We start from the raw sequence: 13,178 nt of genomic DNA on the forward strand, positions 1-13,178 counted from the left end.
GGGCGGTACCGGGTGCGACGAGACAGGCGGTCCAGGCTGCCGCTCAGCGGTGGCCGGGGAACCGCAGGGCGTTCGCCCAGAGCCGGGTGACCGTGGACACGAGCTCCTCGAAGTCCACAGCCGTACCTTCGTCTTGCCGTTCGCCGAGCACGAAGGCGTTGTAGGCCATGAAGCTGACCATGCCCGACAGCGCACGGGAGGCCATCATCGGATCGACCTCACGGTCTGCGACACCCCGCGCCTGAAGGTCGGCGATGCCGCGGGCATTGCGGCGGATGAACGCATCGCCACGCCGGCTTCGGAACTCACGGAACTCCGGCTCCACTTGTGCTACCTGCTCGAGCAGGGCCATCAGCTTCGCATTGCGTTTGTATGCCTCGAGATACCCGCGATTGCTCGCCTCGAGCACCGCATAAGGATCGTCGGCATCCTGCACCCGGCCCATACCGGGGTGCATCATGTCCTCCTGCGCCTCCAGGAGGACGGCGGCAAGCACCTCTTCCTTGCCGGCGAAGTAGGTGTAGAAGGAGCCCGCCGCGCATTGCGCCTCTTTGGTGATGTCGGTCAGGCGGGTGTCGAGGTAGCCGTCCCGTTCGAACACCTTCCGTGCGGCTTTCACCAAAGCGGCCCGTGTCCGCGCTCCGCGCTTCGTCGCAGGTGGCTCCCGAAGGTGCGAGAGGGGCGCCATGGGCGGTGCCTTCTCGCCGTCCAACTCCTCGGGCGCAGTAGTGTCCATCCCGGAAACCCTACTTGAATCCGACACCATGCTCACAATCTGTCAGGGCGGGATGCTGAGTGGCGGCGGGTGCCTTCCGGGATGTGAGCAGGTCATGGTGCGGGTCGCACCCTTGTCCATGAGTTGGCTTGGCGATTGTCAGGTGGTGATCCCGAAGCGTTCGGCGAGTTGGCGGCGGGTGTCGGCGGCGCTGGTGTGCAGTACGCCCGCGATTCCGATCCGTGCCGCTCCGTCGAGGTTCTGCTGCAGATCGTCGATCATGACTGCCTCCTCGGGGTCGATACCGAGGCGTTCACATGCGATCGCGTAGATCCGCCGGGAGGGCTTGCGGATGCCGACCTCGGAGGAGATGACGATCACATCGGCGACAGCGGCGAGTTCGACGCCGTCGTAGGTTCCGGTACCGAACGAATTGGACACGAGCGCAACGGAACGGCCGGCGGCCCGGAGATCACCGAGCAGCGCGAGCATGTCATGGTCGATCGACATTCCCGCTTGCATCCGGGCCGTGAGCCCCTCGGCCGATACGTCAGCGCCGTGGGCGCGGAGCCGTTCGGCGAATCCGCGCTCGAAGGCTTCGGCGTCGATACGGCCGCACTCGTGGTCGGCCAGGAGGGTGCGTGACGCCTCGTCCCGGCCGAGGAGGTCCAGCGGCAGGCGTGGGTCGCCGCCGAGCGAGGCGCCGAAGTCGGTGAAAGCCCGCAACACACTTGAGGTGATGACACCGCCGAAGTCCACCAGGACCGCGGTTCGGGTCTTTTCCACCCCGTTCCACAAGGTGTCCACGCTCAGACGACCTCGAACAGTCCGGCTGCGCCCATGCCGCCCCCGACGCACATCGAGATCACCACGTAGCGGACACCCCGGCGCTTGCCTTCGATGAGAGCGTGCCCCACCAGTCGGGCACCGGTCATTCCGTACGGATGGCCGACCGAGATGGCGCCGCCATCGACGTTGAACCGCTCCGGGTCGATATGCAGTTCGTCCCGGCAGTACAGCGCCTGGGAAGCGAACGCCTCGTTGAGTTCCCACAGGCCGATGTCGTCAATGGTGAGGTCGTGCTGCTTCAGCAGTTTCGGAATGGCGAACACCGGGCCGATGCCCATCTCGTCCGGCCCGCAACCGGCAACGGTCATACCCCGGTAGACACCCAGCGGTTCCAGGCCGCGACGCTCGGCCTCCTTCGACTCCATCAAGACCGACGCCGAAGCCCCGTCCGACAACTGCGAGGAGTTGCCCGCCGTGACGCTGGAATGCGCGCTCGCCTGACCGTCCGGCAGCACCGGCGCCAACCCGGCCAGGCCCTCGAGCGTCGTCGACGCACGGTTGCCCTCGTCCCGGGTCAGGACCACTGCCTCGTCCCGAACCTCCCCGGACTGCTTGTCCAGGACCTTCCTGACGCTGTCGAGCGCGACGATCTCCTGGTCGAACCGGCCGGCCTCCTGCGCCGCCGCGGTGCGCTGCTGCGACACCAGCGCGAACTCGTCCTGGCGTTCTCGGCTCACGCCGTAGCGTTCGGCGACGATCTCCGCGGTGTGCAGCATCGGCAGGTAGATGCTCGGCTTGTGCTCGACCAGCCAGGGATCCGCCATGCGGTGGGTGTTCATGTGGTCGTTCTGCACCAAGGAGATCGACTCGACACCGCCGCCGACAGCGACCTGCATTCCGTCCGCGACTATCTGCTTGGCGGCCGTCGCAACGGCCATCAGGCCCGACGAGCACTGCCGGTCGATCGTCATCCCCGACACGGCGTCCGGAAGTCCGGCGCGGAGAACGGCCTGACGCGCGACGTTGAAACCCGCGGACCCCTGCTGCACGGCACAGCCGAAGATCACATCCTCGACCTCACCTCCCTCGAGCCCGGCGCGCTGCACCGCGTGTGAAAGGGCATGGGCGGCAAGTTCCTGCGCCTGGGTGTCGTTGAACGCGCCGCGATAAGCCTTTCCGATCGGCGTCCGTGCCGTCGAAACGATGACTGCTTCCCTCATGTCGCCTCACTATTTCCTGTTGCCCGGTTCGCGCGGGGCCTCGTCGGGCGGAACTCCGAACGCCGCCAGCCGAGCTCGATTGCCGGTAGGGGATACCGACCGCCAACTGCGGCGAGGAGAAGGCCCATTGGCCGTCTCCTCGGGTGATCGATGACGTGTCACGGTCGCAGGGGCGATGGGATTCTGCCTTCCGACCGGTTATAGTTGAATTCGGCGTCAGGTTCAACCAACCCCCGGGTCTTGACAGTCCGCCCCCTCCCCTGAATCATACCGACCAGTTGGTATGAAGGGGTGGATCGTGACTCAGCTGAGCATCTCCACGGGTGGGGGCGTGTTCGACGCGGTCGTGGCGGGTCCACCCGAGGGCCGCCCGGTGCTGCTGCTGCACGGCTTCCCGCAGACGGGGCTGGTGTGGCAACGGCAGATGGAGGCGTTGGCCGCGCACGGCTACCGGGTGGTGGCACCCGACCAGCGTGGGTACTCCCCCGGCGCCCGCCCCCGGCGGCCCGAGGACTATCGCATCAGCGTCCTCGTCGACGACGTGGTCGCGCTCAGTGAGGAACTCGGCTGGGCGGCGTTCGACCTGGTCGGCCACGACTGGGGAGGCGCGGTGGCCTGGTGGACCGCACACGCCCACCCCGGCCGCGTACGCACCCTGACGGTTGTCTCGACCCCGCACCCCGGCGCTCTGGCCACCACCCTGCGCACCGACCAGGATCAGCGCACACGCTCCCAATACATGATCGACTGGGGCGAAACCCCCGCGACCGAGGAGCGCATGCTCGCCCACGATGCCCAAGAGCTTCGCGATGTCTACGCCGGAAAGGTTCCGCAGGACAGTGTGGACGCCTACGTGCGCCACCTGTCCCAGCCGGGCGCTCTCACCGCGGCGCTGAACTGGTACCGGGCGGGCCGCCCCGACGGCGCGATCGGCGTCATCGACGTGCCCGCGCTGTACGTCTGGAGCACGCTGGACAGCGCGTTCGGCCCGGCGGCGGCTCAGGAAACCGGGCGGTGGGTCAACGGACCGTACCGGTTCGAGACTCTCCAGGGCGTCAGCCACTGGGTCCCCGAGGAGGCGCCGGAAACGCTGAGCCGCCTACTGCTCGAACATCTGCGAGTGCACGGCGAGTACTGAACCGGCAGCGAGTACCCCGTTCGTCGACTCTCCGAAGAGGAGTCCTCCTTGACTTCTCCCGCAGCTGAAGCAGGGAGATTCTTCCCTCGCGGGTTGAGCTTTCTGCTTCTCAGACAGCAGCTGCCCCGAACTAACGGCAAGGGACGTGGGTACGCCCAGCAGTCTTACGCCAGCTCCACAGACCTGACATCCCGCCAGCCCGGCGGTAGGCCCGGCCAGCTTGGTTATCGCCGGCCGGACGGCATACAAACCACCGCTTACCTGCGGGTGGTTGGCCATGAACGCCGATCCGCCCTGGCGGCGAATCGGCTTTCCCTGCCCTGCTCCGCAGGAGTCCGTTTCCTCCCCCGCCTGAAGGCGGGGGTATCCACGGAGGAATCCCGATGAAGACAGCGCGCGCGGCCTGGCGCGGTCTCGAGCCCGTACACGGCATGATCTACTTCGTCCCCGAGGCAAGGCGACGGTACGCGGACCTCGGCCTGAGCGGACGCGCCGGGTACTTCACCTCGCGAAGCGCCGCGTTCGGCCGAGCATCCGCCGAGCTGGTCATCTCGACCTTCTACAACTTCAACCCCGATGTCGTACGGCAGGCGGTCGACGGGGTCTGGGACGCAACGACGCCGCAGCAGGTGTTGGACGCACGGTACGCCGCGGCGGGCGAAGCCCTGCGACGGGCGGGAATCCACGAGTTGCCCGACTTGGACGAGGTGCTGGCGCTGACTCGCCGGGCCGCCGAGGCGGCCTGCGAACACGCGCAGGGCCGCCCCCTGTTCGCCGCGCATGCCGCACTGCCTTGGCCGGAGGAGCCGGTATTGCAACTGTGGCATGCCCAGACGCTGCTCCGGGAGTTCCGCGGGGACGGCCATGTCGCGTGCCTGCTGAGCGAGGGCGTCGGAGGGTTGGAGGCCCTGATTCTGCACGCTGCGACCGGCGAGGTTCCCGTCGACTTCCTCAAGGCCAGCCGCGCATGGCCCGAGGAGGACTGGGACGGCACCCAAGAACGCCTACGCAAGCGAGGTCTCCTCGACGGCGACACCCTCAGCCCGGAAGGCGTAGTCCTGCGCCGGCACATCGAGGACCGCACGGACCGCCTGGCCCTTCCCGCCTACGCCGCCCTGGGTGACGCCGGCTGTGAGCGTCTCGCCGAACTCGCGAGCTCCTTCGGCCGCGCCGTCGTCAAAGCCGACCTTCTCAGTCTCGGCTGACCGGGCGTCCCATGGATCACGTTGCGCAGGGCAGTCATAGGTGACGCACCTGTCCCCGCACACGATGAAGTGGTCCCTGGCAGCCTGAAAGTCAGCACCGGACCAGTGGGCGGCGGGACATCGCCTGATCCGGGGATCTCGGGCGGGACGGGCCCGGAACGCCTCCCACAGCGATGCCGTCATGAGCCGTCGGCGGCACCTGTTCGCGGCTGTCGGTAGGGCCGCACCGCTCGGCGTGCAATGGCGAAACCGTGCGTCTCCGAAGGGCCGTCGTAGATACGGAACGGCCGCACCTCACCGTGCCGCCGGACCGCTCGGTACTCGAAACGGTCGAGGAGGCCGGCGTCGCGGTGGACTTCTCGTGCCGCGCCTGGTTCTCGACCTGTGACGGCGATCACCTCCAGCAATTTACTAGGACGTCCTAGTATCTCTGATGTCAGCAGTACCCAGCTCCGTCCGGGAAGGCCCTCATGAGCGATCTGCACCGGCCCGTGCACCCTGTTCGCCTGGTCACCGCTTCAGCTCTGTTCGACGGGCATGACGCATCGATCAACATCATGCGGCGGATCTTCCAGTCCCAGGGTGCGGAGGTGATCCACCTGGGACACAACCGCTCGGTGCGGGAGGTCGTGGACGCGGCGCTGGAGGAGGACGCACACGGCGTGGCCGTCTCCTCGTACCAGGGCGGGCACGTGGAGTACTTCGAGTACCTGGTCGAGTCGCTGCGTGCGCAGGGCGCCGACCACATCCGCGTGGTGGGCGGCGGAGGCGGCGTCATCGTGCCCGAGGAGATCGCCCGGCTGCGCAACAGCGGGGTGACCATCTTCTCCCCGGAGGACGGCCAGCGACTGGGCCTGGCCGGGATGGTCAACTCGGTGGTGCGGGACTGCGACTTCGACCTCTGGGACGGCAAGCCGACCGACGCGGCCGCCGTACTGGCCGGTGACCGGTTCGCGATCGCCCGTGCCATCACCGGTGCGGAACTCGGCAAGCTGCCCCCGGAGTTCCTCGCACCACTGCGTGCCGCGGCCACCGCCGGGGCGGTTCCGGTGCTGGGCATCACCGGCACCGGTGGTTCGGGGAAGTCGTCGCTCACCGACGAGTTGGTGCGCCGCTTCCGGGTCGACCAGCAGGACAAGCTGCGGATCGCGGTGATCGCGGTCGACCCGACCCGTCGCCGGGGCGGCGGGGCGCTGCTCGGTGACCGCATCCGGATGAACTCCCTGGACGGCAACCGGGTGTTCTTCCGCAGCCTGGCCACCCGCGGCAGCCGTGAACTGCCCGAGCATCTGTCCGACGTGATCGACGTCGTCAAGGCCGCCGGCTTCGACCTGGTGGTCGTGGAGACGCCGGGTATCGGCCAGGGCGACGCGGCGATCGTGCCGTTCGTCGACGCCTCGCTGTATGTGATGACGCCGGAGTTCGGCGCCGCCTCACAGCTGGAGAAGATCGACATGCTCGACTTCGCCGACGTGGTGGCGATCAACAAGTTCGAGCGGCGCGGTGCCAAGGACGCGCTGCGCGACGTGGGCCGCCAACTGGTGCGCAACCGCGAGGCGTTCGACAAGCGGCCCGAGGACATGCCGGTGTACGGCACCTCCGCGGCCACCTTCAACGACGACGGCGTCACCGCCCTCTATCAGCACCTCAAGGCGGGCCTGGCCGCCCACGGCCTGCCCCTGACCGAGGGCACCCTCGCACCCGTCGACGTGCGCCACTCCTCCGGCATCCGGCAGGTCGTGCCCGCGGACCGGGTGCGATACCTCGCCGAGATCACCGACACCGTCCGCGCCTACCACGGCGAGACCGCCCAACTGGCCGAGGCGGCACGGCGGGTGCAGCGCCTGGACGCGGTCCGGGACGAACTCGCCGAGGCCGGCTCCGACGCCGAGAACGTGCAGTCACTGCTCGACGAGGCCCGCAGGCGGCTCCCGCACGACATCAGCGAGCAGATCGAGAACTGGCCCGCCGTCATCGCCGCCTACTCCGGTGACGAGCAGATCGTGAAGGTCCGCGACAAGGAGATCCGCACCAAGCTGACCCGCGAGTCCCTCTCCGGCAACACCATCCCCCGCGTCGCCCTGCCCCGCTTCACCGACCACGGCGAACTCGTACGGTTCTGGCGCCGGGAGAACCTGCCCGGCCAGTTCCCGTTCACCGCCGGGGTGTTCCCGTTCAAGCGCGACGGCGAGGACCCGGCCCGGATGTTCGCCGGCGAGGGCGACCCGTTCCGCACCAACCGCCGCTTCAAGCTGCTCTCCGAGGGCCAGCCCGCCACCCGCCTGTCCACCGCTTTCGACTCCGTCACCCTCTACGGCCGCGACCCCGGCGAGCGGCCCGACATCTACGGCAAGGTCGGCACCTCCGGCGTCTCCGTGGCCACCCTGGACGACATGAAGGCGCTCTACGACGGCTTCGACCTGGTCGCGCCGACGACGTCGGTGTCGATGACGATCAACGGGCCCGCGCCGACCATCCTCGCCTTCTTCCTCAACACCGCCGTCGACCAGCAACTGGACCGCTTCCGGGCCGGCGAGGGCCGCGAACCGTCGCCCGAGGAGACGGCCGAGCTGCGGGCGCTCGCGCTGGCGAACGTGCGCGGCACGGTGCAGGCCGACATCCTCAAGGAGGATCAGGGCCAGAACACCTGCCTGTTCTCCACGGAGTTCTCCTTGCGGATGATGGCCGACATCCAGGAGTGGTTCATCGAGCAGAAGGTCCGCAACTTCTACTCGGTGTCCATCTCCGGCTACCACATCGCCGAGGCCGGCGCGAACCCCATCAGCCAGCTCGCCTTCACTCTTGCCAACGGCTTCACCTACGTCGAGGCCTACCTCGCCCGGGGCATGCACATCGACGACTTCGCCCCGAACCTGTCGTTCTTCTTCTCCAACGGCATGGACCCCGAGTACTCCGTCCTCGGCCGCGTGGCCCGTCGCATCTGGGCCGTCGCGATGAAGGAGAAGTACGGCGCGGGCGAGCGCAGCCAGAAGCTGAAGTACCACGTCCAGACCTCCGGACGCTCCCTGCACGCCCAGGAGATGGACTTCAACGACATCCGCACCACCCTGCAGGCGCTCATCGCGATCTACGACAACTGCAACAGCCTGCACACCAACGCCTACGACGAGGCCGTCACCACCCCCACCGAGGAGTCCGTCCGCCGCGCCCTGGCCATCCAGCTGATCATCAACCGGGAGTGGGGCCTGGCGATGAACGAGAACCCTCTGCAGGGATCGTTCATCATCGACGACCTCACCGACCTGGTCGAGGAGGCGGTGCTGAAGGAGTTCGAGCGGATCAGCGAACGCGGCGGTGTGCTCGGCGCGATGGAGACCGGCTACCAGCGCGGCCGTATCCAGGACGAGTCGATGCTCTACGAACAGCGCAAGCACGACGGCACCCTGCCCCTCATCGGCGTCAACACCTTCCGCAACCCCCACGCCGACACCGCCGAACCCGGCCTGGTCGAACTCGCCCGCGCCACCGAGGAGGAGAAGCACTCCCAGCTGGAGCGGGTGCGCGCCTACCAGGCCCTGCACCGCGACGAGGCCCACGCCGCCCTGGCCGCCCTCAAGGACGCGGCGGTGGGCGGTGACAACGTCTTCGCCGTCCTCATGGACGCCGCCCGGGTCTGCTCGCTGCAGCAGATCACCGACGCCTTCTTCGAGGTCGGAGGCCAGTACCGCCGCAACGTCTGACCACTACCACTGACAGGACAGGACATCACATGGACTCCGTCACCCGTCTCGGCGTCGTCGGCTGCGGCCTCATGGGCTCGGGCATCGCCGAAGTCGCCGCCCGCAACGGCCTTGACGTCCGGGTCGCCGAAGCGACCCCCGATGCCGCCGAGGCAGGCCGCCGTCGAGTCACCACCTCCCTCGACCGAGGCGTCAAGCGCGGCAAGCTCACCGAGGCACAGCGCGACCAGACCCTCGCCCGGCTCTCGTTCACCCACGACCTCAGTGACCTGTCCGACCGTCAGTTCGTCGTCGAGGCCGTCGCCGAGAACCGCGAGATCAAGACCGACGTCCTGCGCTCCCTGGACAAGGCGGTCGAAGACCCCGCGGCGATCCTCGCCACCAACACCTCCTCCATCCCCGTCGTCGACCTCGCCGTCGCCACTGAGCGGCCCGGCCAGGTCATCGGCATGCACTTCTTCAACCCCGTTCCGGTACAGAAGTTGGTCGAGCTCGTTCCCGCCCTCACCACCAGCCAGGACACCGTGCAGCGCACCCGCGACCTGGCCACGCAACTCGGCAAGCAGCCCATCCAGGCACCCGACCGCTCCGGCTTCGTCGTCAACGCCCTCCTCGTGCCCTACCTGCTCAGCGCGGTGCGGATGGTGGAGTCCGGCGGCGCCCGGCCCCAGGACATCGACCAAGGCATGGAACTCGGCTGCGCCCACCCCATGGGCCCACTCCGCCTGCTCGACCTCATCGGCCTGGACACCGCCCAAGCCGTCGCCGAGTCGATGTACGAGGAGTTCAAGGAGCCGCTGTACGCCCCGCCGGCACTACTGCGCCGCATGGTCGCCGCAGGCCACCTCGGCCGCAAGAACGGCCGCGGCTTCTACGCGTACGACGCCTGAACAAAGGCCGGCCGCATAGGCGGCACACGCACACTCCACCCCCGAACTATGTAGCCCCACCACATGTCCGCCTGAGCTGCCTCTTCCTACGGTGTGCCGACACGTACCCGTCCCCACCGCACACGAGGAAGTGGCGCTCATGGCCTCCGCAGCACCCGCTCCACCGACGCCGACCAACCTGAAGCGCATAGTCGCCGCCAGCCTCATCGGCACCACCATCGAGTGGTACGACTTCTTCCTGTACGGTTCCGCCGCCGCGCTCGTCTTCAACAAGCTGTTCTTCCCGGACTCCGACCCGCTGGTCGGCACGCTGCTGTCGTTCCTGACGTATGCCGTGGGATTCGCCGCCCGTCCACTGGGCGCCCTGGTCTTCGGGCACTACGGCGACCGGATCGGGCGCAAGAAGCTGCTGGTGCTGAGTCTGCTGCTGATGGGCGGGGCGACGTTCGCGATCGGCTTGCTGCCCACGCACGCGACGGTCGGATCCGCCGCTCCGGTGCTGCTGACCACGCTGCGGCTGGTCCAGGGCTTTGCGCTGGGCGGCGAGTGGGGCGGGGCCGTGCTGCTGGTGTCCGAGCACGGGGATGCTCGGCGGCGCGGTTTCTGGGCCTCGTGGCCGCAGACCGGGGCGCCCGCAGGGCAGTTGCTCGCGACCGGCGTGCTGTCCCTGCTGACCGCGGTCCTGTCGGATACCGCCTTCGGGTCGTGGGGTTGGCGGATCCCGTTCCTGCTGTCGGGTGTGCTGGTGATCGTCGGTTTGTGGATTCGTCTCTCTGTCGATGAATCACCGGTCTTCCAGCAGGCGTTGGCGCAGGCCGAGGCCCGCAAGGCGGACCGGACCGCGGAAGCCGAGAAGATGCCGCTCGTCTCCGTGCTGCGCCACCACTGGCGGGACGTGCTGGTCGCGATGGGCGCACGCATGGCGGAGAACATCAGCTACTACGTCATCACCGCGTTCATCCTCGTCTACGCCACCACCTCGGCCGGCGTCTCCAAGCAGACCGCCCTCAACGCCGTACTGATCGCCTCGGCCGTGCACTTCGCCGTCATCCCGGCCTGGGGCGCGCTGTCGGACCGTATCGGGCGCCGTCCGGTGTATCTGCTGGGCGCGGTCGGCGTCGGCCTGTGGATGTTCCCGTTCTTCTCCCTCATCGACACCGGCGGCTTCGGCAACCTGATCCTCGCCGTGACCGTGGGCCTGGTGCTGCACGGAGCGATGTACGCGCCCCAGGCCGCCTTCTTCTCCGAGATGTTCGCGACCCGGATGCGCTACTCCGGTGCCTCCATCGGCGCCCAGTTCGCCTCGGTCGCGGCGGGCGCACCGGCACCGCTGATCGCCACGGCGCTGCTGGCCGACTACGACAGCTCCACCCCGATCGCCCTGTACGTCATCGCGGCGGCCGTCCTGACCGTCCTGGCCGTGGGCCTCGCGAAGGAGACGCGCCACCGGGACCTGGCCGAGGTCGAGTCGTCCGGCGAGGCGGACCGTGCGACGGCCCCGAAGGCGGACGCGCGCACCGTGTGACCTGCAGGACCCGGCCCCCGTGCGCCTCGCGTACGGGGGTCAGTGCTGTGCGGGTGCCGACAAGCGGTGCAGCCGCAGGGCGAGTTGGATCTCCAGGGCGCGGGCGGGCTCCTGCCAGTCGTCACCGAGGAGGCGGCCGACGCGTTCCAGGCGCTGGGCGACGGTGTTGACGTGGACGTGCAGTTCGTCCTTGGTGCGGGCCGGGCTCATGCCGCAGGTGAAGTAGGCGTCGAGGGTGCGCACGAGGTCGGTGCCCCGGCGTTCGTCGTAGGCGACGACCTGGCCGATGGTGCGGTCGACGAAGCCGGCGATGTCCCGGTCCCCGGCGAGCAGCAGGCCCAGGAAGCCGAAGTCCTCGGCGGCGGCGCCGTCGCCGGAGCGGCCGAGCAGACGCAGGGCTTCCAGGCAGCGGCGGCCCTCGGCGTAGGCCGCGGCCACCGCGTCAGGGCGGGCGGCGAGATCCTGGACGGGGGCGGACGCGCCGACGGTGACCGCTTCGTGCACCGCCGTGCCGAGGTGGCGGGCGGTGCGGCGGGCCACGTCGGTCGCGGTGTCACCAGGGGCCAGCGGCAGCAGCAGGACAGTGCCGCCGTCGCGTGCGGCGGCCAAGCCGTGCCGGGTCGCGGCGAGGTGGGAGGCGGCAGACCACAGGCGACGGCGGGCGGCCGCCTCCTGGTCGGCATCGGGGGCCGCTGCGTCGAGGCGGGCGGCGAGCACGACGTGGCTGGCGTCGAGGTCGGCGTGCAGCCGTGAGGCGCGTTCCCGCAGCAGACGCGGGTCGCGGTCGCGGGCGTCGAGGAGGTCGTCCAGGAGCTCGCCGCGGACGCGCTGTTCGGCCTCGGCGGCGGAGCGTCTGGCGAGCAGGAGCAGCGAGGTGACCATCGCGGCCCGCTCCAGGGTGCGCTGGTCGACGGGGTCGAGGCCGGGGTGGCCGCGCAGGACGAGCGCGCCGAGCAGTTCGCCGCCGGCGGCCACGGCGGCGATCCAGTCGTCCTCGTGCCGTACGGCGTGTCCTTCGGCGCGGGACGCCTCCAGGGCCGCCGTGGGTGTGCCGGCGGCCTCGGTGAACTCGACGGTGTGGTCGAGGACTTGGGAGACGGCGGCGGCCACGTCGTGGACTCCGCCGCCGCGCAGCACGAGTTCGGCGAGCCGGTCGTGGACGTCGGAGGCGCGCTCGATGACGCCGCTGCGGTCCTGGATGATCTCGTTGGCCCGCTCCAGGTCTGCGAGGGCCGAGCGGGTCTCGGTGAGCAGGTTGGCGGTGTCGATGGCGGCCGCGGCCAGCGCGGCGAACGAGCCGAGCAGCGCGATCTGTTCCCGTTCGAAGACCCGGGCGCGCCGGTCGGCCGCGAAGAGGACCCCGATGACGTGGTGGCCCAGCATCAGGGGCACGCCGAGGATGGCGACCAGTCCCTCGTCCCGTACGCCGGTGTCGATGGCGTTCGTGTGCTGGAAGCGGTCGTCCTTGAAGTAGTCGTCGGTGACGTAGGGGCGTGCCGTCTGGGCCACCAGGCCGCCGAGCCCCTCCCCCATACCGAGCCGCAGTTGCTGGAAGCGGGCGGCGACCGAGCCCTCGGTCACCCGCATGTAGGTGTCGCCCCGGGCTGGGTCGTTGAGGCTGAGGTAGGCGATGTCGGTGCCGAGCAGGGAGCGGGCGCGGTGCACGATTGCCTGCAGTACGGCGTCCAGGTCCCGCAGGCCGGCCAGGTCGTGGGCCGTCTCGAACAGGGCGGACAGCTCGGCCTCGCGCCGGCGCCGCCCCTCCAGCTCCGCGCGCACCCGCAGGGCGAGCAGCTTGGCGTGCTCGAGCGCGGCGATCGTCTCGGCCGGCCGTCCCTCGGCGCGGGCCAGCAGCACCGGCTGCTCGTAGGCGTCGGCGGACGCGCCCCTGGCCAGCAGCTCCAGGAACGGCGACTCGGCGCCGGTGAGCGCAGAGGCTGCACCGTCCTGGCGCTCGGCGGACTGCACGTGATCGCGGGACATGCTCACAGGATT

Annotated in this window: 9 protein-coding genes; 5 read left to right on the top strand and 4 right to left on the bottom strand. The window is 69.3% G+C overall.

Annotated elements, in window-relative coordinates:
- Nucleotides 1-43: 43 nt before the first annotated feature.
- The 3 genes from ABZ880_RS00225 to ABZ880_RS00235 all read right to left on the bottom strand — a co-directional run bounded on the left by ABZ880_RS00225 (nucleotide 44) and on the right by ABZ880_RS00235 (nucleotide 2,724).
- Entirely contained in the window at nucleotides 44-736 is a 693-nt protein-coding gene (locus ABZ880_RS00225; RefSeq protein ID WP_361254348.1) for a TetR/AcrR family transcriptional regulator, read from the bottom strand.
- A gap of 138 nt (nucleotides 737-874) precedes the next feature.
- Nucleotides 875-1,501, bottom strand: a complete 627-nt coding sequence (locus ABZ880_RS00230) for an HAD family phosphatase (RefSeq protein ID WP_361254351.1) — start codon at nucleotides 1,499-1,501, stop codon at nucleotides 875-877.
- A gap of 23 nt (nucleotides 1,502-1,524) precedes the next feature.
- Nucleotides 1,525-2,724: an acetyl-CoA C-acyltransferase gene (locus ABZ880_RS00235; RefSeq protein ID WP_361254354.1), complete on the bottom strand. Its 1,200-nt coding sequence runs from the start codon at nucleotides 2,722-2,724 to the stop codon at nucleotides 1,525-1,527.
- A gap of 298 nt (nucleotides 2,725-3,022) precedes the next feature.
- Between ABZ880_RS00235 and ABZ880_RS00240 the strand changes: the two genes are divergently transcribed.
- The 5 genes from ABZ880_RS00240 to ABZ880_RS00260 all read left to right on the top strand — a co-directional run bounded on the left by ABZ880_RS00240 (nucleotide 3,023) and on the right by ABZ880_RS00260 (nucleotide 11,183).
- Nucleotides 3,023-3,862 carry an alpha/beta hydrolase gene (locus ABZ880_RS00240; RefSeq protein WP_361254357.1) on the top strand — a complete coding sequence of 280 codons (840 nt, stop codon included), beginning with the start codon at nucleotides 3,023-3,025 and terminating at the stop codon, nucleotides 3,860-3,862.
- Nucleotides 3,863-4,245: 383 nt separating this feature from the next.
- Nucleotides 4,246-5,067: a hypothetical protein gene (locus ABZ880_RS00245; protein WP_361254360.1), complete on the top strand. Its 822-nt coding sequence runs from the start codon at nucleotides 4,246-4,248 to the stop codon at nucleotides 5,065-5,067.
- 470 nt (nucleotides 5,068-5,537) lie between these two features.
- Nucleotides 5,538-8,768 (top strand): fused isobutyryl-CoA mutase/GTPase IcmF, encoded by a 3,231-nt coding sequence (gene icmF, locus ABZ880_RS00250; RefSeq protein ID WP_361254363.1) that lies wholly within the window; start codon nucleotides 5,538-5,540, stop codon nucleotides 8,766-8,768.
- 29 nt (nucleotides 8,769-8,797) lie between these two features.
- Nucleotides 8,798-9,658: a 3-hydroxybutyryl-CoA dehydrogenase gene (locus ABZ880_RS00255; RefSeq protein ID WP_361254365.1), complete on the top strand. Its 861-nt coding sequence runs from the start codon at nucleotides 8,798-8,800 to the stop codon at nucleotides 9,656-9,658.
- 139 nt (nucleotides 9,659-9,797) lie between these two features.
- A complete protein-coding gene (locus ABZ880_RS00260; RefSeq protein ID WP_361254368.1) occupies nucleotides 9,798-11,183 on the top strand; it encodes an MFS transporter in 1,386 nt (461 codons plus the stop codon).
- 39 nt (nucleotides 11,184-11,222) lie between these two features.
- Here ABZ880_RS00260 and ABZ880_RS00265 read toward each other — a convergent pair whose 3' ends face one another.
- Nucleotides 11,223-13,166, bottom strand: coding sequence for a GAF domain-containing protein (locus tag ABZ880_RS00265; protein ID WP_361254371.1), 1,944 nt, complete (start codon nucleotides 13,164-13,166; stop codon nucleotides 11,223-11,225).
- Nucleotides 13,167-13,178 lie beyond the last annotated feature (12 nt).

Source organism: Streptomyces sp. NPDC047043, from assembly GCF_040644055.1.
Taxonomy (GTDB): domain Bacteria; phylum Actinomycetota; class Actinomycetes; order Streptomycetales; family Streptomycetaceae; genus Streptomyces.

What these genes read in the sequence shown, in the direction of transcription:
- ABZ880_RS00245 (WP_361254360.1), top strand. Translation starts at nt 4,246, where the DNA reads ATGAAGACAGCGCGCGCGGCCTGGCGCGGTCTCGAGCCCGTACACGGC.
- ABZ880_RS00265 (WP_361254371.1), bottom strand. Translation starts at nt 13,166, where the DNA reads ATGTCCCGCGATCACGTGCAGTCCGCCGAGCGCCAGGACGGTGCAGCC.
- ABZ880_RS00225 (WP_361254348.1), bottom strand. Translation starts at nt 736, where the DNA reads ATGGACACTACTGCGCCCGAGGAGTTGGACGGCGAGAAGGCACCGCCC.
- ABZ880_RS00260 (WP_361254368.1), top strand. Translation starts at nt 9,798, where the DNA reads ATGGCCTCCGCAGCACCCGCTCCACCGACGCCGACCAACCTGAAGCGC.
- icmF (WP_361254363.1), top strand. Translation starts at nt 5,538, where the DNA reads ATGAGCGATCTGCACCGGCCCGTGCACCCTGTTCGCCTGGTCACCGCT.
- ABZ880_RS00255 (WP_361254365.1), top strand. Translation starts at nt 8,798, where the DNA reads ATGGACTCCGTCACCCGTCTCGGCGTCGTCGGCTGCGGCCTCATGGGC.
- ABZ880_RS00235 (WP_361254354.1), bottom strand. Translation starts at nt 2,724, where the DNA reads ATGAGGGAAGCAGTCATCGTTTCGACGGCACGGACGCCGATCGGAAAG.